The sequence below is a fragment of the Frateuria flava genome (assembly GCF_017837635.1).
Lineage (GTDB): Bacteria > Pseudomonadota > Gammaproteobacteria > Xanthomonadales > Rhodanobacteraceae > Frateuria_A > Frateuria_A flava.
In genome coordinates, this window is record NZ_JAGJRS010000009.1 from 1 (window position 1) to 22,475 (window position 22,475).

Sequence of the window (22,475 nt, forward strand, 5' to 3'; positions counted from 1 at the left end):
CGCCACACTGCGCGCCCACATGTACGCCAGCGCCACGTAACCGGCGTAGTAGAGGTAGTCCACCGCCGCCGCGCCGAGCTCTTCCGGGTTGGCCTGCGCGCGCTCGGCGACCGCCATCGTAAGCGCCTGCCATTCCCTGGCCGCCTTCGACAGCGGGGCGATGAATTCGCCCAGCGCCGCGTCGCCGGCGTGCTGCTGGCAGAAGCCGCCGATCTCCTCCAGGAAGTGGCGGAAGCCGGTCCCCTTGAGCTGCATGATCTTGCGGCCCAGCAGGTCCATCGCCTGGATGCCGGTGGTGCCCTCGTACAGCGTGATGATGCGGGCGTCGCGCACGAATTGCTCCACGCCGTTCTCGGCGATGTAGCCGTGCCCGCCGTAGACCTGCACGGCCTCCTTGACGCTCTCCTGCGCCAGCTCGGTGAGCACGCCCTTGACGATGGGGATCAGGAACGCCACCAGCTCGCCGGCCTTCGCCCGCGCGGCCTCGTCGGCGGCGCGCTCCTCGACGTCCAGCTGCAGCGCGGCGTACAGCATCAGCGCGCGGCCGCCCTCGACGATGGCGCGCTGGGTCAGCAGCATGCGGCGCACGTCCGGATGCACCACCAGCGGGTCGGCCGGCTTGTCGGGGTAGGCCGGGCCGCTCAGCGCACGGCCCTGCAGGCGCTCGCGCGCATAGTTGAGGCTGTTCTGCAATCCGCGCTCGGCCAGGCCGATGCCCTGCACGCCGACCGCCAGGCGCGCCGCGTTCATCATCGTGAACATCCCGAACAGCCCCTTGTGCGGCTGGCCGATCAGCCAGCCTTCGGCGCCGTCGAAATTCATCACGCAGGTGGGTGAGCCGTGGATGCCCATCTTGTGCTCGATCGCACCGGCGGCGACCGCGTTGCGCTCGCCCATGGAACCGTCGCGCGCGACCTTGAACTTCGGCACCACGAACAGCGAGATGCCGCGGCTGCCGGCCGGCGCGTCGGGCAGGCGGGCGAGCACCAGATGCACGATGTTCTCGGTGAGGTCGTGTTCGCCGGCGGTGATGAAGATCTTGGTGCCGGTGAGGCGGTAGCTGCCGTCGGCGCCCGGTTCGGCGCGGGTCTTGAGCAGACCCAGATCGGAGCCGGCCTGCGGCTCGGTCAGGCACATGCTGCCGCACCAGCGGCCCTCGACCATGGGCTTGAGGAACACTTCCTTTTGCCAGTCGTCGCCGTGCAGCTGCAGCGCGTGCGCTGCGCCCTGGCTGAGCAGCGGGTAGTTGCCCCAGGCGAGGTTGGCCGAGTCGAGCATTTCCTTCATCGCCACGCCGACGACTTCCGGCAGCGCCTGGCCGCCCATCGCTTCGGGCATGGTCAGGCCGGCCCAGCCGCCCTCGACGTAGGTGCGGTAGGCCTCCTTGAAGCCCTTCGGCGTGGTGACGGTGGCGGTGGCCTTGTCGAAGTGGCAACCCTCGGCGTCGCCCGAAGCGTTGAGCGGGGCGAGCACCTGTTCGTTAAAGCGCGCGGCTTCTTCCAACACCGCATCGAGCAGGTCGCGGGTGTGGCCCTCGCCGCCGGCGAGCGGCGTCAGCGTGGCCTCCGCGCGGAACAGGTCGTGCAGCACGAAGCGCATGTCGTCGAGCGGGGCCTTGTACATCGTCATCGGTCATTCCTCGGATCAAGCGTTGGGCGGGCTTCGGCCCGCCATGGCGGTGTGTGCGGGCGCGCAGTCAGCGCCAGGTGTTGGCGATACCGGGCACCGGCGAGAGCCAGTCCTTGCCGGAGAAGTCGAAATCCCGCGGCGACTTCTCCTGTTCGGGTTTGGCCCGCACGCTGCCGGAGAGCGTGTAAGGCAGGGCGCCGGCACTGCCCCTGGCGGCGCTGGCGGCCAAGGCTTTGCTCATGGCCGATGTGGGCAGCACGTCGATCTGCACCGAGTCGCCGGCGAAGGCGGGGATGTCGCGTTCGAAGTTCCCATGCACGCGCACCGGCACGCTGTCGGCCATCGCCAGTTGCGCGTCCAGGGCGGTGAAATCCATGCCGGCGTAGCTGTTGTTCTGGATGCGCACGGTCAGCCGCCAGGCGCCGCCGGGCGCAAGCTCCAGCTGCTGGATGCTCACGGTGGGCGGGAACACGCTCTTGCGGGGCGGGCCGCAGGCGATCAGGGCGAGGGCCAGCGACAGCGGGACGATCCAGCGCAGGAAACGCATCGTGGGATTCTCCAAACGATCGTTCGAATTCCTGATTCTAACCATAGCCGGCCGGTCCGCGTCAGCCGCACGGCGGACGCGACGGTTGGCGTGGTTTCGCGGTGCGCGGCGAACGGGCATCATCAGCGTCTTTCGCCCCAAGGGTTCCCCACGCATGTCACGCCGCTACGTCGCACGCCGCTCCCCCATCCACGGCAATGGCGTGTTCGCCACCGCACCGATCAGGAAGGGCGAGGAGATCGTCGAGTACAAGGGCACACTGATGACTCACGCCGAGGCCGACGACATGTATGGCGACGGCGGCGAGACCGGGCACACGTTCCTGTTCACGCTCAACGACGACTACATCATTGACGCCAACCGCAAGGGCAATACCGCGCGCTGGATCAACCACAGCTGTGCGCCCAACTGCCGCGCGGTGGTGGAGGAAAGCGAAAGCGGCGATCCGCGCAAGGACCGCGTGCTGATCGAGGCGATCCGCAACATCAAGCCGGGCGAGGAGCTGACCTACGACTACGGCATCGTGCTGGACGTGCCCTACACCGCGCGGCTGAAGAAGCTTTGGCAGTGCCTGTGCGGCTCGCCTGATTGCACCGGGACGCTGCTCAAGCCCAAGCGCTGATCCGCGCTTGTCGCAGCGCACTTGTGGGCGATGCTCTTTCGCCACGGCCACCAAAAGCATCGCCCACAAGTGAGCTCCTGCACCTGCGGCACTAACGCCCGGATGACATGCTCAAGACGCCTTGCGCATGCACCAGACGTCATGCTCCCCCGCTTCGTCTGCAGGAGACCACCATGACGCCATCGAAGAAGCTCAGCGGCCGCGCCATCGCCGTGCTCGCCACCGACGGGTTCGAATATTCCGAACTGACCGAGCCCAAGCGCCTGCTCGAGGAAGCCGGCGCCGACGTGCAGGTCGTCGCCCCCGGCGACGCCAAAGAGATCAAGGGCTGGAAGGGCGGCGACTGGGCCGGCAGCGTGCCGGTGGACATGAAGCTGGAGGATGTCGATGCTTCCGACTTCGACGCGCTGGTGCTGCCCGGCGGCGTGATCAACCCCGACAAGCTGCGCACGCAGCCGGCCGCGGTGGAACTGGTGCAGGCGTTCGCCAAGGCCGGCAAGACCGTCGCGGCGATCTGCCACGGGCCGTGGACGTTGATCAACGCGGGCCAGGTCGATGGCCGCAAGGTGACCTCATGGCCGTCGCTGAGGCAGGACCTGGAAAACGCCGGCGCGAAGTGGGAGGACCGCGAGGTCGTGCGCGACGGCAACCTGATCACCAGCCGCAAGCCCGACGACATTCCGGCGTTCGCCAAGGCAGTGATCGAGGCGCTGGCGGCGTAGTGTGATGGCCGAGGCGAGGCTTCCCCCATCCGCCCTTCGGGCACCTTCCCCCGTGTGACGGGGGAAGGACCAGGATGAGGGATGTGGCCGGGACGAGGGATACGTCCAGCGAGCCCTCCCCCGTTCACGGGGGAAACTGCCGACAGGCGGATGGGGGAAGGCCTTGCCCCAGCCCTCAGTCCTCCTCCACATGCGGTTTCCACGCCTCGGAAAGCTGCCTCTGCACCGGAGGCGGCACCGGCTCGTAGTGCGACAGGTCCAGGCTGTAGCGCCCCTGTCCCCCGGTCATCGCCTTGAGTTCGGTCGGGTAGTCGGTCAACTCCGCCAGCGGCGCCTGCGCGCGGATCAATAGTTCGCCCCCACGCTGCGTGTCGGTCCCCATGATGCGCGCGCGCTTGGCCGAAAGGCTGCCGGTGACGTCGCCCACGCTGGCCTCGGGGATGGCCACCTCCACATCCACGATCGGCTCCAGCACGATCGGCCGCGCTTTGCCTACCGCGTCGATGAACGCCTTCCGGCCTGCGCTGACGAACGCCACCTCCTTCGAATCGACCGGGTGGTACTTGCCGTCGTACACGGTCACGCGCAGGTCCTGCATCGGATAGCCGGCGACCGCGCCGTTCTCCATCGCCTGGCGCACGCCTTTTTCGATGGCCGGCAGGAACTGGTTGGGAATGACGCCGCCCTTGACCTCGTCGACGAACTCGAAGCCGGCGCCCCGGTCGAGCGGGTCCACGCGCAGGAACACCTCGCCGAACTGCCCGGCGCCGCCGGTCTGCTTCTTGTGCCGGTGGTGGCCGTCGGCATGCGCGGCAATGGTCTCGCGGTAGGCGATGCGCGGCGGATGCGTGTCCACCTCCACGCCGTAGCGTTCGCGCATGCGTTCGAGCATCACCTTCAGGTGCAGCTCCGACAGCCCGCGCACCACCGTTTCGTTGAGCTCCTTGTGATGTTCCATGCGCAGGCACGGGTCTTCCTCGGCCAGCCGCACCAGCGCCTGCGAGAGCTTCTGCTCCTGGCCCTTGTGCCGGGGCGTGAGTGCCAGGGCGAACATCGGGTGTGGGTAATCCATCGGCGCGAGGTGGATGCCGTCCTCCTCGTGCGAGTCGTGCAGCACGGCGTCAAAGTGGATCTCCTCCACCTTGGCCACCGCCGCGATGTCGCCCGGGATCGCCTGCTCGATCTCCACGTGCGCCTTGCCGTTGAGGCGAAACAGGTGGCCCACCTTGAACGGTTTGCGCGAATCATCCACGAACAACGGCGTGTCGCGCCGGATCGTGCCCTGCCACACGCGGAACACGCCCAGCTTGCCGACGAACGGATCGTTGACGATCTTGAAGACATCCGCGATCACATGCTTCGAAGGGTCGCCATCGACCGTGATCGCCTCGCCCTGCCCATCGGCGAACGGTGGCGGATTGCCCTCGGCCGGATGGGGCAGCAGGCGTCCGGCCAGCTCCAGGAACTCGGTGACGCCCACGCCCGTGCGCGCGCTGACGAAGCAGATCGGCACCAGGTGGCCCTCGCGCAGACATTGTTCGAACGCGTCGTGCAACTGCTCGCGGCTGAGTGCGCCTTCGCCCTGGTCGAGGTAGGCGCCCATGGTCGCCTCGTTGATCTCGACCACCTGGTCCAGGATCTGCTGGTGCGCCGCAGCCAACGAGGAAAAGTCGGTGGCGCCGTCGCCGTGGAAGAAGCAGTCCAGCACCTGCGTGCCGCCCTGCGCGGGCAGGTTCACCGGCAGGCATTCCGGGCCGAACTCGTCGCGCAGCGTGTCGACCAGCATCGCCAGCCGCGCGCCCTCGGTATCGATCTTGTTCACCACCAGCACGCGCGCAAGCCCACGCTCGCGCGCATGCGCCATCATGCGTCGCGTGCCGTGCTCGACGCCGTTGCTGGCGTTGACCACGATCGCCACCGTCTCCACCGCCGCGAACGCGGACAGCGTGGCGCCCCGGAAGTCCGCGTAACCGGCGGTGTCGATCAGGTTGATGTGGCAGCCGTCGCGGTCGATGCTCGCGATCGCGCTGTCGATCGAATGCCCGCGCGCCTTCTCTTGCGCGTCGGTGTCCGACTGGGTGGTGCCGCGCTCGACCGAGCCGGGCGTCTGGATCACGCCGCCGGCATGCAGCAGGGCTTCGAACAAGGTGGTCTTGCCGCTGCCGGCGTGGCCGGCGAGCGCAATGTTGCGGATGTTTTCCGTGCTGTGCGACACGAGACGTCCCTCCTCTGGCAAGGCGCGGGACTCGCATCGGCATGAACGGCGCCGCACGAGGCCGCGCTCAGGCGGCTGACGATGGCGGGCCGTCATGGTCGTCCTCAAGCGCGCAAGCGCGGGCGGGGGCGGTCATGGCGGGGTGCGGCGGGTGCCGCTTATCTAGCCTTGTGCGATCGGACCGCGCGGTCAAGATGCCATGCGACCGGGAACCCCTTGGAAACGTGATGGTCTTGCGAAGGTGGGCATGCGACGGCCCGCTTCCCGACGCACGGAGCTTTCCCATCGTTTCCCCACCGCAGGTCGAACCCCACCGTTGGCACGCTCCCTCGCCCCGCACCGGTCTGGCGCCGCTGGACGAGGACACGCGCGCGTTGTTGCGCGCCTGGCAGGAGCGGATGCCGCCGCGCGAGCCCTGGCGCTTCCGTCTCGCGCTGGCGCTCATGCTGGTGCTGCACGGGCTGTTCGGCATCATCGTGTGGTGGGAGATGCAACCACGGCCCGCGCGTGAAATCGTGCGTGTGCGCCCAGGCGAAGCGCTGCAGGTGCGCCTGATCGCGCGTCCGCGCGCAGCGCTGCCCCCATCACCGCCGGCCCTTCCGAAGCGGACTCCTGCCACGTTGCCGCTCCCTGCCCGCGAACGGCCACGCAGCGATGCGATGACTGCCAGCCTGCCTGCCGCCCCCAGCGCCGCGACCGCCGTCACGCCCCGGCTTTATGACCGCACCGGCCAACCCCTGTTGCCTGCGGGTCCGGCCACGACCGCCACGCCAACGCCCGGCTACATCCAGCGCATGCCGCAGGGCGACAGCCAGGTGATGCGCCACGACACGCCGATCAGGTACAAGGCCACGCGTTTCGAGGAATATTTCCCGCCGCCGGACGAAACGATCATCGGCCAGGGCGTGCGCCGCGCGATGAGCGCGACCCACACGAACGAACACAAGTCGGTCAGCCTGGGTCACGGTATCCACCTCAAGTGCAGGACGTTGTTCGGCATCCCCACGCCTGATTGCACGATGCCGCCGGCGCCCCCCTCGAAGAAAGACGGCGACGAGCGCCTCGACATGGCCCCCGCCCCGCTGGCGAAGGAACTGGCACCACCCGCCCGCACGTTGTCCGAATGCATTGCCCTCTATCGCGCTGGCAAGCCGCTGCCCCACGGCTGCCCGACCGACACGCCGGCTCGCGCCGTCGATGCCGAATGCGGGGAAGCCCGGCAGGCTGGCAAGCCACCACCGGTGCACTGTCCCAAGCCGTGACGCTGCTGCGCCCCATCCACCGGACGCTTGCGAAAGACCGCTGGTGGGCGACCGGTTCCGCGCACCAGCCCGGCACCGCCGCAGCCGCGGGTGAATCCCGCGCCCGCCGCTGCGTCCGTTCACGGCGCACGGCGTAAGCACCCCGCAAGCTACACTTTCGCCATGCCCCTGCCCCCCGCGGACAAGCCGAGCGACTCGCCCGCCGACGCGCGCCCGGTGGTCATGCTGCGCTCGCCGCGCGAGGCGGCGGCGCAAGCCCTCGTCTACCGCCGCCGGCGTGCCGAACGGCCGCGCGACCGTGGCCTGCGCATCGCCGGACTGGCAGGCACGCTGTTGGTGCATCTGATGGTGCTGTTCGGCGCCATCCTGGGTCCCGCCTACGAACTGCCGGAATCGCCACGCGAAACCGCGCCTTTGCAGGTGCGACTGATCGACAGGCCCGAGCCGCCGCCCCCGCCGCCGGTGCGTGGCACGCCGCCCAAGCGCGTGGGGCCGCGCCATCGCGGCAACACAAGCACAGCGGCAGCGAAGCAAGCCACACCGGCGCCGCCCAGCGCACCGACACCGACGCCTTCCAGGCCTGACACGCCGGTCATCACCGTGACCGCGCCCAAGGCGACCATCGAGATCGCCAAGGCCTCCGCGCCGCCCCCTCCACTCACGCTGCCACGCCCACAGCCGGCGCCGGACCTCGCGCCCGTGCCGCTGGCCGGGACGCCACCGCAAATCACTCTGGAAACGCCACCCGCGGTGCGCCCGGTGCCGCCGAAGTTCCAGCCCGAACCGGTGCGCAAGCCGCAGGCCGAAGGCAATCGGCCCATGCCCGCGCCGCCTTCGCTGGCGATGCCCGACATGCCCGCACAGGCGGCCCCGCCGATCGCGGCGCCCAGCATCGCGCTCGACCAGGTCGCCCCGACGAAGGCGCTGCCGCCCAGCACCGTGGAGCTGGTCCGCCCGCAACCGCCGGCCGCGCCGGCCATGCCCGCGATCGAAGCGATCCCGCTGCCGGCACAGGCCGCGCCCACCATCAACCTGGCGCCGCAGGTGAGCGCGCCCACGCCGCTGGTTCCGCGCGAACGCCCGCGCGTGCAGGCGCCCAGCATCCAGCTCGCCGAACCCCAGCTCTCGGCCGTTCCGCTGGAGACCACACCGGCGCCCGCCGCGCAGCAACCAGCGGCGCCCACCATCGAGGTGCCCAAGGCCGCGCCATCCGCAGCCTCGCTCATCCTGGCCCGCCCACAGGTCGCCGCCACGCCGTCGGCCGAGGCCACGCCGGCGCAGGCCGCCGCGCCTGCCGGCGAAACGGCCGCCCCGGCCCCGGGCGGCGCAAACGCGCAGGAGACCTCGCCTGCCAGCGCTCCCGATGCGACGCCCCAAGGCAGCGACACCGGCACACCCGGCGCCCGGGAAGGCGCGCCCGAAACGGCCGACGCCGACGGCGCACCCGCGCCGAGGACCGGCCAGGGCAAGGGGCCGGGCGAGGGCAGACAGGGCAAGACACGGCCGGGGGCGGCCGAAGGTGCCCGGCAGGGACAGCTGGGCAGCTACATCCAGCTCAAACCGCGCGGAGACACCGAGATCATGGAGCATCGCGCGCCCGACATCGGCTATCGGCCCACCCGGTTCGAAGAGGACTGGGCGCCCGAAGGCGAAAGCTCCATCGACACCGCGCTGCGTCATGCGGTCGAGAAGACCACCATCAAGCACACCTTCCATCTGCCGCGCGGCGTGCGGATCAACTGCAAGGTCAGCCCGCTGTTCCCCATCGCGCTGTTCGGCTGCGGCGGCGACCCGCCCGCGAAGGCCGCCAAGGATCCGGATCTCTACAAGCGCCTGAACCTGGCGCCGGTGAAATCGCTCGACCCCACCGCATCCAGCAGCGCGGCGAAAGCCACGTCGACCGCCGTGCCCGCGGCGCCGATCAAGCTGGACAACGCGGCGCAATGCGCCGCTGCGCGCGTCAGCGGCGGTCCGCTGCCGCCCGGCTGCAAGGCTGTCGAGCCGGCGCCCGCGCCCGCGCGCGCGCCGCCCAGCAGTTCAAGTTCGTGGATACCGGCGAGCGACCAGTTCTGACAGCCGCCTGGCGGGGCGATCGTTGTGCCGTCCGGCGAACTGACTACCCCTTACCGTGCGGTGATCACTCCCGAGCTTTCCTGGGTTTCTTCGGCTTGGGCTCGGGCATGGCACTCGCGGTCGCCAGCAGCAACGCCTGCAACTGGTCCGAATCGTCCAGCAGCTCGTCCGCGACCGGATAGGGCTTGGCGCCGGGGTAGGGCGGGCGGCGCGGCAAGTTTGCCGTCAGCTCCGCCGTGGCGTTCGCCGGTTTGACGAACAGGCTGTTGTCGCATGCGAATGCGACCACTTTGTCGTCGAGGTAGATCCCGTACTCGCCGAACATCCGCTTGAACGTCATGCGTTCGTCCAGCGCGGCCTGTTCGACGACGTATTCGACGAAGGATGAATCGGTTGCCATGCATGACCTCGCGAAGCGCCGCCGCCGGGGTACTGGCGGCGTCCCTTTATCGCACGTTCGTTCCTGTCGTGGCGGGCCCGGCGGCCGTTGCCCCGGTCGGCGAAAAGCTGTGTGTCAAGGCGCGCCGGCGTCGCTGTCGCCATCCGGGGCCAGGTCGCGGGCCATCCGGTCCAGTGTGGCGTAGACCGGGAGTTTCTCGGTGATGTCGTATTCGCCCGCCGTCACGTGGGCGGCAGCGCGGCGACACGTTTCAGCCACCTGCGCCGGCGTGCCGGCAAGCAGCTTTGCGGCCTCGCCGTCGCCCTGCTGGTGCACCAGCGCCATCTGCCCGGCGAGGATGCGATCGGCCGCCTGCTTGCCGCTGGAGTTCTGCACCGCAACCAGGAGTGTGGTCTGGTACATCCGGCTGGCATCCAGGAACACGCCATTGCGGGCGCGTTCTTGCCACATGTCGAAGATGCCCTTGCCGTCGACCGATACGCCGGGCAGCGAATCACAAGTGGATGCCAACGCGGAAAGATAATGCTGGAGCGTCAATGTGAAGCCAGTAGCTTCCCATCCGGCCTCGACGGCATTCGAATCGATCGCGGGTTCTTTTCCGGCGGTGGACGCGCGTTGGGTGAGCGCGTTGCGCTTCGCGGCGAAAGATGAGGTGCAACTCGGATAAGGTGGCGCTTCCCCCGCAACACGGTCGCACACCTGGATCGGCATCAATGTCGCCAGCCGCTGCGACCACAGCGCGGCATCGATCCGCGGAGGCTCCGATTGCGCGGGTTTGCGTTCGGACCATTGCAGTGTGTAGTAGTCGTGCGCGCCCTTGATCACCACGATCAGCGTTGTCTCGCCGTGGGCGGGTTTGCTGCCGGGGACCGCTCCGCAGCCGGCTACTGCGGCGTAGGTAGGGTAGTCATCGACGATCGGGGCCTTCAGTTCGATGCCGTAATAGGAGTCCGGGCACGTCTGCTTGAAGCTTGCCGCGAGGCGGGTTGCGAAATCCCGTGGCGTGACCTGCGGGTAGTCGGCCAGGCCGGCGGCTCCCGTCAGGCTGACCATCTGCGACCAGTCAGCCAAGGTGTCGCCCTCGCGCACTGCCTCGAACAGGTAGTCGTTCGCATGGGTTTCTTCGTTGACCCGAGCGAAGCCTGAGGGCATCGGCCACGCGACAAGCTGGCTGAACACCGGCATGACAGCCACCACGGTGTCCTGGTCGCCGGCACGCGCGCGCGGCGCGCCTGCCAGAACCGCAGCCAGGGCCATGCCTGTCGCCGTCCATCGTCTGCTTGCCATGTCCGTTCCTTGTCCCGTGGGCGAGCGGGAAGGATAGGCATTGCGCAGCGCTGGGCCATCAGCCGCGCGTGCCGCCGGGCGTAGGAGTTTGCCGCGATCGTGGGCAACGGGCGATCGCGTGTGCCGACTCGTCAGCGGTGCAAACCTGTCCAGCGGTGTTTGCTTCGCCCTGTTCGCAACGGAACGGGCAGCGGTCGCTCGCCTCAGCCGCGGCAGCGGTTGATCTGGTCGCGCAGGGTCTCGGTGGCTTTGCGGGCGGCGGCGTCGAAGTCATCGCCGCTGCCGGCGTAGAGGATGGCGCGGGAGGAGCTGACCATCAGGCCGGTGCCGTCGGCGGTACGGCCGTGGCGCAGGACGGCTTCGACGTCGCCGCCCTGGGCGCCGATGCCGGGAACCAGCAGAGGCATGTCGCCGACCAGGGCGCGGACTTGCGCCAGTTGCTCCGGCCAGGTGGCGCCGGTGACCAGGGCGCAGTTGCCGTTGCCGTTCCAGTCGCGGGCGATGGTGCGGGCCAGGTGTTGGTAGAGCGGGAGGCGATCGCCGGCAGAGCTCTCGACGATCAGGTCCTGCAGGTCAGCCGCCCCGAGGTTGGAGGTGTGGCAAAGCAGGATCACGCCCTTGTCGACGCGGTCGAGGAACGGCTGGATCGAGTCGCGGCCCAGATAAGGATTGAGCGTTACCGCATCAGCCTGGTAACGCTCGAAGGCTTCCGTGGCGTAGCGCTGTGCGGTGGAACCAATGTCGCCGCGCTTGGCATCGAGGATCACCGGGATGCCCGGGTGCGCGTGGTGGATGTGGGCGATCAGGCGTTCGAGGGCGTCTTCGGCGCGCAGGGCGGCGAAGTGGGCGATCTGGGGTTTGTAGGCGCAGACGAGGTCCGCCGTGGCGTCCACGATGGCGCGGCAGAAGGCGTAGACCGCGTCGGGAGTGTCGCGCAGGTGCGCGGGGAACTTGGCCGGCTCGGGATCGAGGCCGACGCAGACGAGGGAGTTGTTGCGCTGCCATGCCTGGTGCAGGGACTGCATGAAGTGCATGGAAGGTTCCTCGTGGATGTGTATGTTCCGAGGCCAGGGTGGTCCCCTCACCTCAATCCTCTCCCCGGAGGGGAGAGGGAGCGAAGGTGGCGCTTCGCGCTGCGCCGATTGAATTGAAGCGGGGCCCCTCACCCCAGCCCTCTCCCCGGAGGGGGAAGGGGCGGGTCTGAGGAGCAGGCGGGCCTCAGGCCAACTTCTTGTACTTCACGCGCTTCGGGCCGGCGTCGTCGCCGAGGCGGCGCTTCTTGTCGGCTTCGTACTCGTTGTAGTTGCCGGGGAAGAACTCCACGTGCGAATCGCCCTCGAAGGCGATGATGTGCGTGGCGATGCGGTCCAGGAACCAGCGGTCATGGGAGATCACCACCGCGCAGCCGGGGAACTCCAGCAGCGCGTCTTCCAGCGCGCGCAGGGTTTCCACGTCCAGGTCGTTGGACGGCTCGTCGAGCAGCAGCACGTTGCCGCCCTGCAGCAGGGTCTTGGCCATGTGCAGGCGACCGCGTTCGCCGCCGGAGAGGCTGCCGACGATCTTCTGCTGGTCGGTACCCTTGAAGTTGAAGCGGCCGATGTAGGCGCGCGACTGGATCTCGAAGTTGCCGATGGTGAGGATGTCCGAGCCGCCGGACACTTCCTGCCACACGTTGTTCTTGGCATCGAGCGCGTCGCGCGACTGGTCGACGTAGGCGAGCTTGACCGTGTGGCCGAGCTTGACCTCGCCCGAATCGGGCTGTTCCTTGCCCATGATCATCTTCATCAGCGTGGACTTGCCCGCGCCGTTGGGGCCCATCACGCCGACGATGGCGCCGGCCGGAATCTTGAACGAGAGATCATCGATCAACAGGCGGTCGCCGAAGGACTTGCTGACGTTCTTGAACTCGATGACTTCATTGCCCAGGCGCTCGCCCGGCGGAATGAAGATCTCGTTGGTCTCGTTGCGGCGCTGGTACTCGACCGAGTTCAGCTCCTCGAAGCGGTTCAGGCGCGCCTTGCCCTTGGACTGGCGGCCCTTGGCGGCCGAGCGGATCCACTCCAGCTCCTTCTCGATCGCCTTCTGGCGCGACTTCTCCTGCTGCGCTTCCTGCTTCAGGCGCTGGTCCTTCTGCTCCAGCCACTCGGTGTAGTTGCCCTTCCACGGGATGCCCCGGCCGCGGTCGAGCTCGAGGATCCACTCGGCGGCATTGTCCAGGAAGTAGCGGTCATGGGTGACTGCCACCACGGTGCCGGGGTAATCCTGCAGGAAGTGCTCCAGCCACTCGACCGACTCGGCGTCCAGATGGTTGGTCGGCTCGTCCAGCAGCAGCATGTCGGGCTTGGACAGCAGCAGGCGGCATAACGCGACGCGGCGCTTCTCGCCGCCGGAGAGCGGGCCGACCTTGACGTCCCACGGCGGCAGGCGCAGCGCGTCGGCGGCCACTTCGAGCTGGCGCTCGAGCGCGTGGGCGTCGTTGGCGGCTAGCAGGTTTTCGAGCTGCTCCTGCTCCTTGGCGAGCGCATCGAAATCCGCGCCTTCCTCGGCATAGGCCGCATAGACCTCTTCCAGCCGCTTCTGCGCGTCGAGGATCTCGTGCACGCCTTCCTCGACCACCTCGCGCACGGTCTTGTCCGGATCGAGCTGCGGCTCCTGCGCCAGGTAGCCGACCTTGATACCCGGCTGCGGGCGCGCCTCGCCCTGGAAGTCGGTGTCCACGCCGGCCATGATCTTGAGCACCGTGGACTTGCCCGCGCCGTTCAGGCCCAGCAGGCCGATCTTGGCGCCGGGGAAGAAGCTGAGCGAGATGTCCTTGATGATCTGGCGCTTCGGGGGAACGATCTTGCTCACCCCGTTCATGGTGTAGATGTACTGCATGCTGCGGCTCCCTTAAGGGCGTCCGCGGGCCGCGGGAGCGGTCCGAGCGGAAAAGGCGGGGAAATGACCGCCAATTATCGCCGATCGGGCCTCGTCTTGCCATGCGGCGCGCCGTCCGGGCCCCGACCCTCTGTGTTTTTGCACGGGAGCGGGGCGATGGAGGCGATCGGCAGTCGGCGCGGTGCGCGGTCAGGCTTGCGGTGGCTGGACCGGTGGGTCGCGCATCAGGCCTCGCGCCGCGGAAGGTGGGCGGCCTTCGCCTACGAGTTCCTCTGCTTTGGCCTCAAGCAGGCCGCGGCCTGCCTGTTCGGCGGCCTGATGGTGGCGCTGCTGCTGGCGACCTGGCGCTGGTATCCGGCCGACGCGCCGCTGGCGCGCTACGACTTCCTCACCCTGGCCGCGCTCGGCATCCAGCTGGCGCTGCTGGCGAGCCGGCTGGAGAGCCCGCGCGAGGCGCGGGTAATCGCGCTGTTCCACCTGGTCGGCACGCTGATGGAACTGTTCAAGACGGCGGTCGGTTCGTGGGCTTATCCCGAGCCCTCGCTGCTGCGCCTGGGTGGCGTGCCGCTGTTTTCCGGCTTCATGTACGCCGCGGTGGGCAGCTACATCGCGCGGGCCTGGCGCCTGTTCGACTTCCGCTTCAGCGGGCATCCGGGTTTCGTCCCGGCGGCCGTGCTGGCGCTGGGGATCTACCTCAACTTCTTCAGCCACCATTACCTGCCGGACGCGCGGGTGCTGCTGTTCGTCGCGCTGGCCTGGCTGTTCCGGCGCACCTGGGTGCACTACCGCGTCCGCCGCGTGCATCGGCGCATGCCGCTGCTGCTGGGCTTCGTACTGGTGGCGCTGTTCATCTGGCTGGCGGAGAACGTGGGCACCTTCAGTCGCGCCTGGCTGTATCCGGCGCAGCGTCACGGCTGGTCGATGGTGCCGCTATCGAAGCTCGGCTCGTGGCTGCTGCTGATGGTGATCAGCTACGCGATGGTCTGGGCGCTGCACCGGCGCAGGGGAAGCGCCCGCGGGGATCAGGCCTGACCGCGCCCGGGCCGCGCCGCCTCGAACAGGGTGCCGGCGGTGCGGGTGTGCAGCGAGGCGGCGTCGAAACCGTTCGGCAGCAGGCCGGCGATCTCCAGCATGACCGCGCCGTGCAGCGCCGCCCAGATCTGGTGGCCGAGCAGCGCCGGATCGGCCTCCACCGCGCCCTCGGCCACCAGCACCTCGACGTGGGCGGCGACGGTGCGCCACATGCGCGCATGGGCTTCGCGGTAGGCCGGATCCTCGCGGCGGGGCTCGGGATACTCGAACATCAGCCGGTAAGTTGCCGTCTCGCGGCGGGCGAAGTCGATGTAGGCATCGCGCACGGCGCGGCTGCGCGTGCGGCCGTCGCCGGGTGTGTCCAGTGCGCGCTCCAGCGCCTCGGAAAACCGGTGCATGCCGCGCGTGCGCACCGCGGTGACGATCTGCTCCTTGCTGGCGAAGTAGCGGTAGGGCGTCATCGTGCCGCAACCGAGCTCCGCGGCGATGCGGCGCATGCTGACGGCGGCCGGGCCTTCCTCGACGAACAGCCGGGCCGCCGCCTGGCAGATGCGCTCGCGGAAGGCCTCCTCGTCCTGTTCGCTGAGCGCCTTGGGCATGTCAGTGCGCGCCGAGCGCCTTGCGGAAGAAGGCCATGGCGTTGGCATTGATCCGCTGATGCACCTTTGCGCGGTCCACGCCGGGCGGGTCCTTGCAGATCTCGCCGGCGTCCTTCGCCAGTCGAGTGGAGCAGGGCGCCAGGAAGACCCAGTGGTCGGCCTTCGCCACCTCGTGCACCTGCGCGAGCGTGCGAACGAGCGGTTTGATGTGCCGCGCGTTTTCCGAGGGCAGCAGCACGTGGTCGTGCTGGCCGTACCAGAGGTCGACCGGGCGATCGATCGCGCCAGCGCCGGCCTTGTCGAAGACCAGCGACAGCGGCGCCATCACGAAGGCGGCCTTGACGCGCGGGTCGGCGGTGTCGCCCCAGCGGGTCAGGTCATGCTGGATAGCCGCCAGGTAGGCGGCGGCCTGCTCCGGCGTGAGCTTCTTGGCCGGACCGCAGGTTTCCATGTCGTCCGGGTGACGCTGGCAATAGCCGATGAAAAGATCGAAGCGCGGCTTGGCGCCCACGACCAGCAGGCCGGTGTAGCCGCCGGCCGAGAAGCCGGCCACGCCGATGCGCGCCGGGTCGATCAGCGGCTTCCAGCGCGCATCCGCAAGCAACGTGTCGATGACCGCACGCACCGCGATCGCGCGCCCCACCAGTACCTTCGACGTGGCCGAGCCGCTCTGGTCGTGGAAGTTGTCACCGGGCTGCTCGAAGGTGGCGACCACGAAGCCGTGCCGCGCGAGATAGGAGGCCAGGTCGTGGTGGCCCAGATCCGAACCGCCGTGCCCGTGCGAGATGACCACCAGGGGCCAGGCGCCCGCCAGGGCCGGCGCGCCGGGCGTGGCGGCGACGTCGTAGGGGCCGACGGCCGTCGTGCCATGCGTCGGCGCGGAGGCGGGGTAGAACACGAAGCCCGGCGTATGGCCCTGGTTGACCGGGTCCGGGAAGCTGATCGGCCGGATGCCCGCGCCCTCGACCGTGGCGGCACACAGCGCCAGCGGGATCGACAGCAGGGCGGCCGCGAGCAGGCGGTACAGGCGGCGTACGAGCGCAGGCGTGCGCGCGGCAGGCATGCGGCGGGTCAGGGCCATCGGGAGGCTCCATGGATAGCGTGCGGCGTACGGTACGCTGTACGCAGGCTGGCTGCAAGCCTCCGCAGTGGCCGGGAACCCCTGCGAGGACTACACTTTTCGGCCGATCCCCCGCTCCCCAACACCGAGGCGAACATGTTTCCGAAGGATTGCACGATCGAAGGTTTCGACCCCGAGCTGGCCAAGGCCATCGCCGATGAAGCGCGCCGCCAGGAGGACCACGTCGAGCTGATCGCCTCGGAGAACTACGCCAGCCCGCGCGTGATGGAAGCGCAGGGCTCGGTGCTGACCAACAAGTACGCCGAGGGCTATCCGGGCAAGCGCTACTACGGCGGTTGCGAATACGTGGACGTGGCCGAGCGCCTGGCCATCGAGCGCGTCAAGCAGCTGTTCGGCGCCACCTACGCCAACGTGCAGCCGCATTCGGGCTCGCAGGCCAACCAGGCGGTGTACCTGGCGCTGCTGCAGCCGGGCGACACGATTCTCGGCATGTCGCTCGCCCACGGTGGCCACCTGACGCACGGCGCGAAGGTCAACATTTCCGGCAAGCTGTTCAACGCCGTGCAGTACGGCGTGAACGATGCCGGTCTGATCGACTACGACGAGGTCCAGCGCCTCGCCACCGAGCACAAGCCGAAGATGCTGGTCGGCGGCTTCTCGGCGTACTCGCAGGTGGTCGACTGGCAGCGCATGCGGCAGATCGCCGACTCGGTCGGCGCGATCTTCTTCGTCGACATGGCGCACGTGGCCGGCCTGGTCGCCGCCGGCGTGTACCCCAGCCCGCTCCCGCACGCGCACGTGATCACCTCGACCACCCACAAGACCCTGCGCGGCCCGCGCGGCGGGATCATCGTGGCCAATCGCGAGGCGATGGGCGAGGCGGGCGAGGAGATCGAGAAGAAGCTGCAGTCGATCGTCTTCCCGGGCATCCAGGGCGGCCCGCTGATGCACGTGATCGCGGCCAAGGCGGTGGCCTTCAAGGAAGCACTCGAACCCGACTTCAAGACCTACCAGCAGCAGGTGGTCAGGAACGCGCAGGCGATGGCGAAGACGATCATCGAGCGCGGCTACAAGATCGTCTCCGGCGGCACGCAGAACCACCTGATGCTGGTCGACATGATCGGCAAGGGCGTCACCGGCAAGGACGCCGAAGCGGCGCTGGGCAAGGCGCACATCACGGTCAACAAGAACGCCGTGCCGAACGACCCGCAGAAACCCTTCGTCACCTCCGGCCTGCGCGTGGGCACCCCGGCCGTCACCAGCCGCGGCTACAAGGAAGCCGACTGCGTGGACCTGGCCAACTGGCTGTGCGACGTGCTCGACGCGCCGGGCGACGAGGCGGTGATCGCCGCGGTGCGCGGCAAGGTCGAGGCGCAGTGCAAGAAGTTCCCGGTGTATGGCTGAGAAGCCGGGAATGGGGAATGGTCAATCGTCAATCGTGAAGGCGGTTCCCGCGAGCTTGGCTCTTTGCCATTCCCTATTTCCCATTGACGATTCCCCCCAATGCATTGCCCCTTCTGCCAGCACGAAGACACCCGCGTGATCGACTCGCGGCTGACCGAGGACGGCGCCACCGTGCGCCGTCGTCGCGAGTGCCCGCAATGCGGCGAGCGCTTCAACACGTTCGAGACGGCGGAGCTGAAGCTGCCGGCGATCGTCAAGAGCGGCGAGCGGCGCGAGGCGTTCGACGAGCGCAAGCTGCGCACCAGTTTCGAGCGCGCGCTGCAGAAGCGCCCGGTGGCCAGCCACGACGTCGACCATTCCGTGCGCGAGATCATCAATGACCTGCGCCGCAGTGGCGAGCGCGAGGTGCCCTCGCGCCAGGTCGGCGAGCTGGTGATGCGCGAGCTGAAGAAGCTCGACCAGGTTGCCTACGTGCGCTTCGCCTCGGTCTATCGCAAGTTCGAGGACGTGCAGGCGTTCCGCGAGGAGATCGAGAAGCTCGAGCGCGACCTGCCGGGGCTGGACGCCTTGCAGTTGCCGCTGCTGGGCGGCAGCAAGCGGCCTGCCAAATAAGCGCGGACCCGGTAGGGTGGGCTTTCGCCCACCCGCTTTGATGCGGGAGAAAGCGGTGGGCTGAAGCCCACCCTACGCCGCGGACCGGTCAGCCGATGATCGCGTGCGGCACGAAGCGCGAGGTGTCCTGGGTGATCAGGGTGGCGTCTTCGCGCAGGCCGATGCCGGCCGGCTGGTCGGCGATCACCCAGCTGCCGACCAGCGGGTAGTTGCCGTCGAACCCGGGCAGCGGGTGGTACGCCTGCAGGATGGCCAGCGGACTGGCGTAGGGGCCGGGCGAGTGGATGGTCTGGCCCTCGGCCGTGACGATGTCGATGTTGGCACCCTCGCGCGAGAACAGCGGCTTGCGCACCCAGCCGGCGGGCGTCTCGACCCCGGCTTCGGCGTAGCGGCTGGGCAGCAGGTTGGGGTGGCCGCGATGGCGCTCCCACAGCAGCGGCAGGATGCCCTTGTTGCTCAGGATCGCCTTCCACGGCGGTTCGACCAGCTGCATCTTGTGGCTGGGCAGCATCGGGCCGAAGCGCTCCTCCATCATGAACTCCAGCGGATACAGCTTGAACAGGGTCTGGATGACCTGGTCATCCTGGTCGGTGAACCAGCCCTCGGCACTGATGCCGATGTCTTCGATATCGACGTAGGCCGTATCGATGCCAACCTGGTGCGCGCAGTCGCGCAGGTAGCTGACGGTGGCGCGATCCTCGGCCGATTCCTTGACCGCAGAGAAATGCAGCCGCTTGCCGATCGCCTGGGCGCGGGCAAGTCCGGCCAGGCTCTCGCACACCAGTTCCTGGATGCGGTTGTATTGGTCGGCATCGGCGGGCAGCAGGCCGGCCGCGATCTGTTGTTCCAGCCACAACCACTGGAAGTAGGCCGCCTCGTACAGCGAGGTGGGCGTGTCGTAATTGAGCTCGTAGAGTTTGGCCGGGCCATGGCCGTCGTAGGCCAGGTCCATGCGTCCGTACAGGTGCGGCTGCGACTGGCGCCAGGAGCCGACGATCCAGTCCCAGTACGCCTCGGGAATCGCAAGGCGCTGCAGCAGTTGCTCCGACCGCAGTACCTCGTCCACCAGCGCCATCGCCATTTCGTGCAGTTCACGCGTGGGCTCTTCCAGGTCGTCCTCGATCTGGCGCAGCGTGAAGTTGTAGTACGCACGCTCGTCCCAGTAGCGCTCGCCGTCGATGGTATGGAAGTGGAAGCCCAGGTTGGCGGCCTGTTCGCGCCAGTCCGGGCGTTCGGCGATCGCGATGCGTCGCATGCGACAGCTCAGCCGCCGTGGCCGAAATGGCCGCCGTGACCGCCCCGGCCAAACGACGAACGCGCCGCGCTGGAGGACCCGAAGCCCGAGCGCGAGACGGTGATCGCGCGCGTCGGTGCGGTGGCGTGGCCAGCGTTGCCCTTGACGGTCCCTGAGCGACCGGACACGTAGTCGCCGCTGGGCTTGTAGAAGTCACCGCTGCGGTCACGGTACAGCGGAATGCTGTGTCCGCTGTAACTGTAGGCATAACCGCGATCGTCGTTGCGGCGGGCCGCCGCGTAGCCGAGCAGGAAGCCCGCCATCGGCGGGACGTAATAGCTGACCACCCCATCGTTGACCACCGGCGAGCAGGCGCCGAACTGCTGGTAGCAGTCATTCCAGTCGTGGAAGCGCGGCGCGAGTCGCTGGTGCTCGGCCAGCGCTGTCTGGTAAGCAGCCTGGCACTGGGCGGTTGGCACGTCCTTGACGGTCGGGCAGTCATCGACCGAGCGCAGCACGGTGCCAGTGGCGGGACCGGTGTCGCAGCCGGCTAGCGCGGCCGGCAGCGTCGCGGCCATCAGGGTCAGGCGCAGGTGGGAGGATCGCTTCATCGGCCGGGTCCTCACGGGGTCATCGAGGCGGCGTTGATCAGGCCCACGGCGATGGAGATGCCTGCCGCAAAGATGCCCGCCGAGACGGTGTTTTCCGTGATCTGCCGGGACACGCCACCGACCACGGCGCGCGCGAGCAGGTAGGCGACGATCTGCAACACGGTCGCCACGGCGCCCCAGATGGCTGCATCGGCCAAGTTTACCGAATGGCTGATGGCGGCGTGCAGCGGCAGCGCGACGCCCACCAGAGTGCCGGCGAACGCGGTCGCGGCGGCGGCGTTGCCTTGCCGGATCAACGTGAAGTCGCGATGCGGCGTGATCAGCGCGACCACCACGACCGCCGCGATCAGTACGCCCAGGCCGGTGCCGAAGTAGGCGAGGAAGGCGACGAAACTCTCTGCCGTGATGATGTGGTTCATGGGGTCATTTCCTTGGCTTGGGTGGCGAGCCGTCCGGCTCAGGTGATGTCGAGGTCGGCTTCGCTCAGGTCGAGGCCGATCGCGTAAGTGACGCAGTACTGGTTGGGGCCAGAATCTTCCGCGGTCACCAACAGCAATTCCTCGCGTTCGAGCTGCGGTACGTCGCGTGCGTAGACCATGGCGTAATGCGTGAGGCTGTCGTCGCGCCTGGGCGGCACGCCGCGGTAGAGCACCTCGTCGAACGCCATGGGCGGAATCTTCTGGCCGCCCTCGGGGCTGGTGACGCGCGACCAGCGTCGCCCGGCGTAGTCGACGGCGTCGGCACCCAGGTGCGGGTGGCTGGCGACGAACTCGCGGAAGGCCGCCAGCGTGGGTGGATTGACCGTTTCGTGGAAAACGAAGGCCTTGATCGATTCGACGCTCTGGCCGACGGTCATCACCTGCAGGTAGGCGTCGTCTTCCAGGTAGAAACGGTGCATCACGCAGCCGTCGCCCAGGTCGATGTGGCCGTAGCATTCGATGCCCTGGTCGCCGGCGGGGAGCTCTGCGCTCAGCGCGCGGGGTGCGACCCGGTACATCATGCGGTCGAAGTGGACCCGCCCGCCCATACGCAGCCCCAGCGGCATCGACGTGGCCACGCCACTGACCGGTGGCGGCGCGGCGCGGGTGCGGCCGAACAGCTTGTCGATCAGGCTCATGCCGCCACCGTGCGCAGGCAGTCGAGTACGGCCGGGTCGAGCCGCTGTTGTGCGAGGTAGTAGAGCAGGGCGCCGCCGGCGACGCGCTGGCTGTCGGGCGGGTTGATCTGCACCGCGGCGGCGGACGGTTCACGGACGCCCAGGAACAGGGCGCCGCACTCCTTCAGGCAGCTCGCGATCCGGGCGACCGTCGCTGCGGTATCGGCGGGCATGGCGAGGCTGAACTGGGTGGGGCCGGTCTCGGTCGAAAGCAGTTCGCGGGTCAGCGTGGAGCTGCCGGGATCCTGCGCGGCGCGGGCGATCACCTCGGCGGCCATCGGCCGCGTGCATTCCACCCGCGGGTAATGCGCCTGTACCAGCTGCAGCGCGGCCTCGTTGTCGAAGTGCGCCACCACGTGTGCGGCCGGCTGGTGCGCCATCACGGCCAGCACCGCGGCCAGCGCCTGATCGTCGCCCGGGGGATGGATGATCACCCGTTGCGCGCGACCGATCGCGGCGCGGGCATACGTGGGGCTGTCGGCGTAGTTGAGCGCGGCGACGAAACGCATCTGCTCCGGCCGCGGGTTCTCTGCCACCTCCATCGCCACCAGCACCAGGCCTTCGTCGTCGGTGGCGGTGTCCGACAGCAGCAGTTCGACCAGCCGCTCGGACTCGCGCCCGCGCCAGCCGACGAGCACCGTGTGCCCTTCAAGTTCTCGATAGCTCATGCGTCCCACCATGTGGCGCCGCCAGTAGGCGGCCAGCGATGCACTGGTCTTGGTCAGTACCGCAGCGAAGAAGGCGACGGCGCCAGGCATCAACAGGAAGGCGACGACCAGCCGGCCCATCGTCGTGTGCGGCGACAGGTCGCCGTAGCCGATGGTGGTGGCAGTGGTCATGTAGTAGTAGGGGAAGGCCTCGACGGCGGTGAGGGTGCCCTCGCCGGCGAGCGCCAGCAACGCCCAGGTCGCCAGCATGTGCGCGACCAGGGCCAGCAGCACGGCCAGCCAGCTGAGCCGCCGCACGTGCCGGGCCAGTGCCCGAGACAGGCGCCCGATCGTCCACATGTTTCCCCTCCGCGTTCCCTGCGGGAGTCCCCCGGCCACCTTCTGAAGGCAGCGCTGCCGCTTGCGGCGCGATGTCCTGGAAGCCGGGCCCCCTGTTGACCCTGC

General features: G+C 68.7%; 21 protein-coding genes. 7 read left to right on the top strand and 14 right to left on the bottom strand.

Features of this window, described 5'->3' with window-relative positions; all coding sequences use genetic code 11:
• A partial coding sequence (locus tag J7I44_RS03800) for an acyl-CoA dehydrogenase family protein (RefSeq protein ID WP_209616019.1) occupies positions 1 to 1,629 on the bottom strand: 1,629 nt, incomplete at its 3' end.
• A 67-nt stretch (positions 1,630 to 1,696) separates the two neighbouring features.
• The gene (locus tag J7I44_RS03805) at positions 1,697 to 2,176 is read right to left on the bottom strand and encodes a hypothetical protein (RefSeq protein WP_209616021.1); all 480 of its coding nucleotides are present in this window, start codon (positions 2,174 to 2,176) and stop codon (positions 1,697 to 1,699) included.
• Positions 2,177 to 2,330: 154 nt separating this feature from the next.
• Between J7I44_RS03805 and J7I44_RS03810 the strand changes: the two genes are divergently transcribed.
• On the top strand, positions 2,331 to 2,798 hold the full coding sequence (locus J7I44_RS03810) for an SET domain-containing protein (protein ID WP_209616024.1): 468 nt from the start codon (positions 2,331 to 2,333) through the stop codon (positions 2,796 to 2,798).
• Between the two features lie 173 nt (positions 2,799 to 2,971).
• On the top strand, positions 2,972 to 3,520 hold the full coding sequence (locus J7I44_RS03815) for a type 1 glutamine amidotransferase domain-containing protein (RefSeq protein ID WP_209616028.1): 549 nt from the start codon (positions 2,972 to 2,974) through the stop codon (positions 3,518 to 3,520).
• A 175-nt stretch (positions 3,521 to 3,695) separates the two neighbouring features.
• On the opposite strand, the gene fusA is transcribed toward J7I44_RS03815, so the two are convergent.
• Complete coding sequence (fusA, locus tag J7I44_RS03820; RefSeq protein ID WP_209616031.1) at positions 3,696 to 5,735, bottom strand: elongation factor G; 2,040 nt, start codon at positions 5,733 to 5,735, stop codon at positions 3,696 to 3,698.
• A 398-nt stretch (positions 5,736 to 6,133) separates the two neighbouring features.
• On the opposite strand from fusA, the gene J7I44_RS03825 reads away from it, so the two are divergent.
• On the top strand, positions 6,134 to 6,997 hold the full coding sequence (locus J7I44_RS03825) for a hypothetical protein (protein WP_209616035.1): 864 nt from the start codon (positions 6,134 to 6,136) through the stop codon (positions 6,995 to 6,997).
• A 162-nt stretch (positions 6,998 to 7,159) separates the two neighbouring features.
• Complete coding sequence (locus J7I44_RS03830; RefSeq protein ID WP_209616038.1) at positions 7,160 to 9,070, top strand: hypothetical protein; 1,911 nt, start codon at positions 7,160 to 7,162, stop codon at positions 9,068 to 9,070.
• A gap of 64 nt (positions 9,071 to 9,134) precedes the next feature.
• Here J7I44_RS03830 and J7I44_RS03835 read toward each other — a convergent pair whose 3' ends face one another.
• The 4 genes from J7I44_RS03835 to ettA form a co-directional block, all read right to left on the bottom strand.
• Positions 9,135 to 9,470, bottom strand: coding sequence for a TfoX/Sxy family protein (locus J7I44_RS03835; protein ID WP_209616041.1), 336 nt, complete (start codon positions 9,468 to 9,470; stop codon positions 9,135 to 9,137).
• Positions 9,471 to 9,584: 114 nt separating this feature from the next.
• On the bottom strand, positions 9,585 to 10,727 hold the full coding sequence (locus J7I44_RS03840; RefSeq protein WP_209616044.1) for a hypothetical protein: 1,143 nt from the start codon (positions 10,725 to 10,727) through the stop codon (positions 9,585 to 9,587).
• A gap of 233 nt (positions 10,728 to 10,960) precedes the next feature.
• Complete coding sequence (gene pyrF / locus J7I44_RS03845; RefSeq protein WP_209616047.1) at positions 10,961 to 11,791, bottom strand: orotidine-5'-phosphate decarboxylase; 831 nt, start codon at positions 11,789 to 11,791, stop codon at positions 10,961 to 10,963.
• Positions 11,792 to 11,975: 184 nt separating this feature from the next.
• Entirely contained in the window at positions 11,976 to 13,634 is a 1,659-nt protein-coding gene (gene ettA, locus J7I44_RS03850) for an energy-dependent translational throttle protein EttA (protein WP_209616050.1), read from the bottom strand.
• A 156-nt stretch (positions 13,635 to 13,790) separates the two neighbouring features.
• On the opposite strand from ettA, the gene J7I44_RS03855 reads away from it, so the two are divergent.
• Complete coding sequence (locus tag J7I44_RS03855) at positions 13,791 to 14,666, top strand: DUF817 domain-containing protein (protein ID WP_209616053.1); 876 nt, start codon at positions 13,791 to 13,793, stop codon at positions 14,664 to 14,666.
• Here J7I44_RS03855 and J7I44_RS03860 read toward each other — a convergent pair.
• Positions 14,657 to 15,265, bottom strand: a complete 609-nt coding sequence (locus J7I44_RS03860) for a TetR/AcrR family transcriptional regulator (protein WP_209616069.1) — start codon at positions 15,263 to 15,265, stop codon at positions 14,657 to 14,659. The two genes, J7I44_RS03855 and J7I44_RS03860, sit on opposite strands and share 10 nt — an antisense overlap.
• A 1-nt stretch (position 15,266) precedes the next feature.
• Complete coding sequence (locus J7I44_RS03865; RefSeq protein WP_209616073.1) at positions 15,267 to 16,346, bottom strand: alpha/beta hydrolase family protein; 1,080 nt, start codon at positions 16,344 to 16,346, stop codon at positions 15,267 to 15,269.
• Positions 16,347 to 16,481: 135 nt separating this feature from the next.
• On the opposite strand from J7I44_RS03865, the gene glyA reads away from it, so the two are divergent.
• Both glyA and nrdR read left to right on the top strand, forming a co-directional pair.
• Complete coding sequence (gene glyA, locus J7I44_RS03870; RefSeq protein WP_209616076.1) at positions 16,482 to 17,750, top strand: serine hydroxymethyltransferase; 1,269 nt, start codon at positions 16,482 to 16,484, stop codon at positions 17,748 to 17,750.
• A gap of 99 nt (positions 17,751 to 17,849) precedes the next feature.
• Positions 17,850 to 18,362, top strand: coding sequence for a transcriptional regulator NrdR (gene nrdR, locus J7I44_RS03875; protein WP_209616079.1), 513 nt, complete (start codon positions 17,850 to 17,852; stop codon positions 18,360 to 18,362).
• 88 nt (positions 18,363 to 18,450) lie between these two features.
• Here the strand turns inward: nrdR and J7I44_RS03880 are convergent, their stop codons facing one another.
• Genes J7I44_RS03880 through J7I44_RS03900 form a run of 5 tightly spaced genes read right to left on the bottom strand, consistent with a single transcriptional unit; the run spans position 18,451 to position 22,370 of the window.
• Positions 18,451 to 19,617, bottom strand: a complete 1,167-nt coding sequence (locus tag J7I44_RS03880) for a glutathionylspermidine synthase family protein (protein ID WP_209616081.1) — start codon at positions 19,615 to 19,617, stop codon at positions 18,451 to 18,453.
• A gap of 8 nt (positions 19,618 to 19,625) precedes the next feature.
• Positions 19,626 to 20,207: a DUF1190 domain-containing protein gene (locus J7I44_RS03885; protein ID WP_209616083.1), complete on the bottom strand. Its 582-nt coding sequence runs from the start codon at positions 20,205 to 20,207 to the stop codon at positions 19,626 to 19,628.
• Positions 20,208 to 20,218: 11 nt separating this feature from the next.
• Positions 20,219 to 20,626 carry a DUF350 domain-containing protein gene (locus tag J7I44_RS03890; protein ID WP_209616085.1) on the bottom strand — a complete coding sequence of 136 codons (408 nt, stop codon included), beginning with the start codon at positions 20,624 to 20,626 and terminating at the stop codon, positions 20,219 to 20,221.
• Between the two features lie 38 nt (positions 20,627 to 20,664).
• Positions 20,665 to 21,324 carry a DUF2491 family protein gene (locus tag J7I44_RS03895; protein ID WP_209616087.1) on the bottom strand — a complete coding sequence of 220 codons (660 nt, stop codon included), beginning with the start codon at positions 21,322 to 21,324 and terminating at the stop codon, positions 20,665 to 20,667.
• Positions 21,321 to 22,370: a potassium channel family protein gene (locus tag J7I44_RS03900; RefSeq protein WP_209616089.1), complete on the bottom strand. Its 1,050-nt coding sequence runs from the start codon at positions 22,368 to 22,370 to the stop codon at positions 21,321 to 21,323. Before J7I44_RS03900 ends, J7I44_RS03895 begins: the two co-directional genes overlap by 4 nt.
• Between the last annotated feature and the right edge of the window lie 105 nt (positions 22,371 to 22,475).

What these genes read in the sequence shown, in the direction of transcription:
- ettA (WP_209616050.1), bottom strand. Translation starts at nt 13,634, where the DNA reads ATGCAGTACATCTACACCATGAACGGGGTGAGCAAGATCGTTCCCCCG.
- nrdR (WP_209616079.1), top strand. Translation starts at nt 17,850, where the DNA reads ATGCATTGCCCCTTCTGCCAGCACGAAGACACCCGCGTGATCGACTCG.
- J7I44_RS03835 (WP_209616041.1), bottom strand. Translation starts at nt 9,470, where the DNA reads ATGGCAACCGATTCATCCTTCGTCGAATACGTCGTCGAACAGGCCGCG.
- J7I44_RS03900 (WP_209616089.1), bottom strand. Translation starts at nt 22,370, where the DNA reads ATGTGGACGATCGGGCGCCTGTCTCGGGCACTGGCCCGGCACGTGCGG.
- J7I44_RS03880 (WP_209616081.1), bottom strand. Translation starts at nt 19,617, where the DNA reads ATGCGACGCATCGCGATCGCCGAACGCCCGGACTGGCGCGAACAGGCC.
- J7I44_RS03855 (WP_209616053.1), top strand. Translation starts at nt 13,791, where the DNA reads ATGGAGGCGATCGGCAGTCGGCGCGGTGCGCGGTCAGGCTTGCGGTGG.
- glyA (WP_209616076.1), top strand. Translation starts at nt 16,482, where the DNA reads ATGTTTCCGAAGGATTGCACGATCGAAGGTTTCGACCCCGAGCTGGCC.
- J7I44_RS03885 (WP_209616083.1), bottom strand. Translation starts at nt 20,207, where the DNA reads ATGAAGCGATCCTCCCACCTGCGCCTGACCCTGATGGCCGCGACGCTG.
- J7I44_RS03805 (WP_209616021.1), bottom strand. Translation starts at nt 2,176, where the DNA reads ATGCGTTTCCTGCGCTGGATCGTCCCGCTGTCGCTGGCCCTCGCCCTG.
- J7I44_RS03825 (WP_209616035.1), top strand. Translation starts at nt 6,134, where the DNA reads ATGCCGCCGCGCGAGCCCTGGCGCTTCCGTCTCGCGCTGGCGCTCATG.
- J7I44_RS03815 (WP_209616028.1), top strand. Translation starts at nt 2,972, where the DNA reads ATGACGCCATCGAAGAAGCTCAGCGGCCGCGCCATCGCCGTGCTCGCC.
- J7I44_RS03865 (WP_209616073.1), bottom strand. Translation starts at nt 16,346, where the DNA reads ATGGCCCTGACCCGCCGCATGCCTGCCGCGCGCACGCCTGCGCTCGTA.
- J7I44_RS03810 (WP_209616024.1), top strand. Translation starts at nt 2,331, where the DNA reads ATGTCACGCCGCTACGTCGCACGCCGCTCCCCCATCCACGGCAATGGC.
- J7I44_RS03830 (WP_209616038.1), top strand. Translation starts at nt 7,160, where the DNA reads ATGCCCCTGCCCCCCGCGGACAAGCCGAGCGACTCGCCCGCCGACGCG.
- J7I44_RS03840 (WP_209616044.1), bottom strand. Translation starts at nt 10,727, where the DNA reads ATGGCCCTGGCTGCGGTTCTGGCAGGCGCGCCGCGCGCGCGTGCCGGC.
- J7I44_RS03890 (WP_209616085.1), bottom strand. Translation starts at nt 20,626, where the DNA reads ATGAACCACATCATCACGGCAGAGAGTTTCGTCGCCTTCCTCGCCTAC.
- J7I44_RS03895 (WP_209616087.1), bottom strand. Translation starts at nt 21,324, where the DNA reads ATGAGCCTGATCGACAAGCTGTTCGGCCGCACCCGCGCCGCGCCGCCA.
- J7I44_RS03860 (WP_209616069.1), bottom strand. Translation starts at nt 15,265, where the DNA reads ATGCCCAAGGCGCTCAGCGAACAGGACGAGGAGGCCTTCCGCGAGCGC.
- pyrF (WP_209616047.1), bottom strand. Translation starts at nt 11,791, where the DNA reads ATGCACTTCATGCAGTCCCTGCACCAGGCATGGCAGCGCAACAACTCC.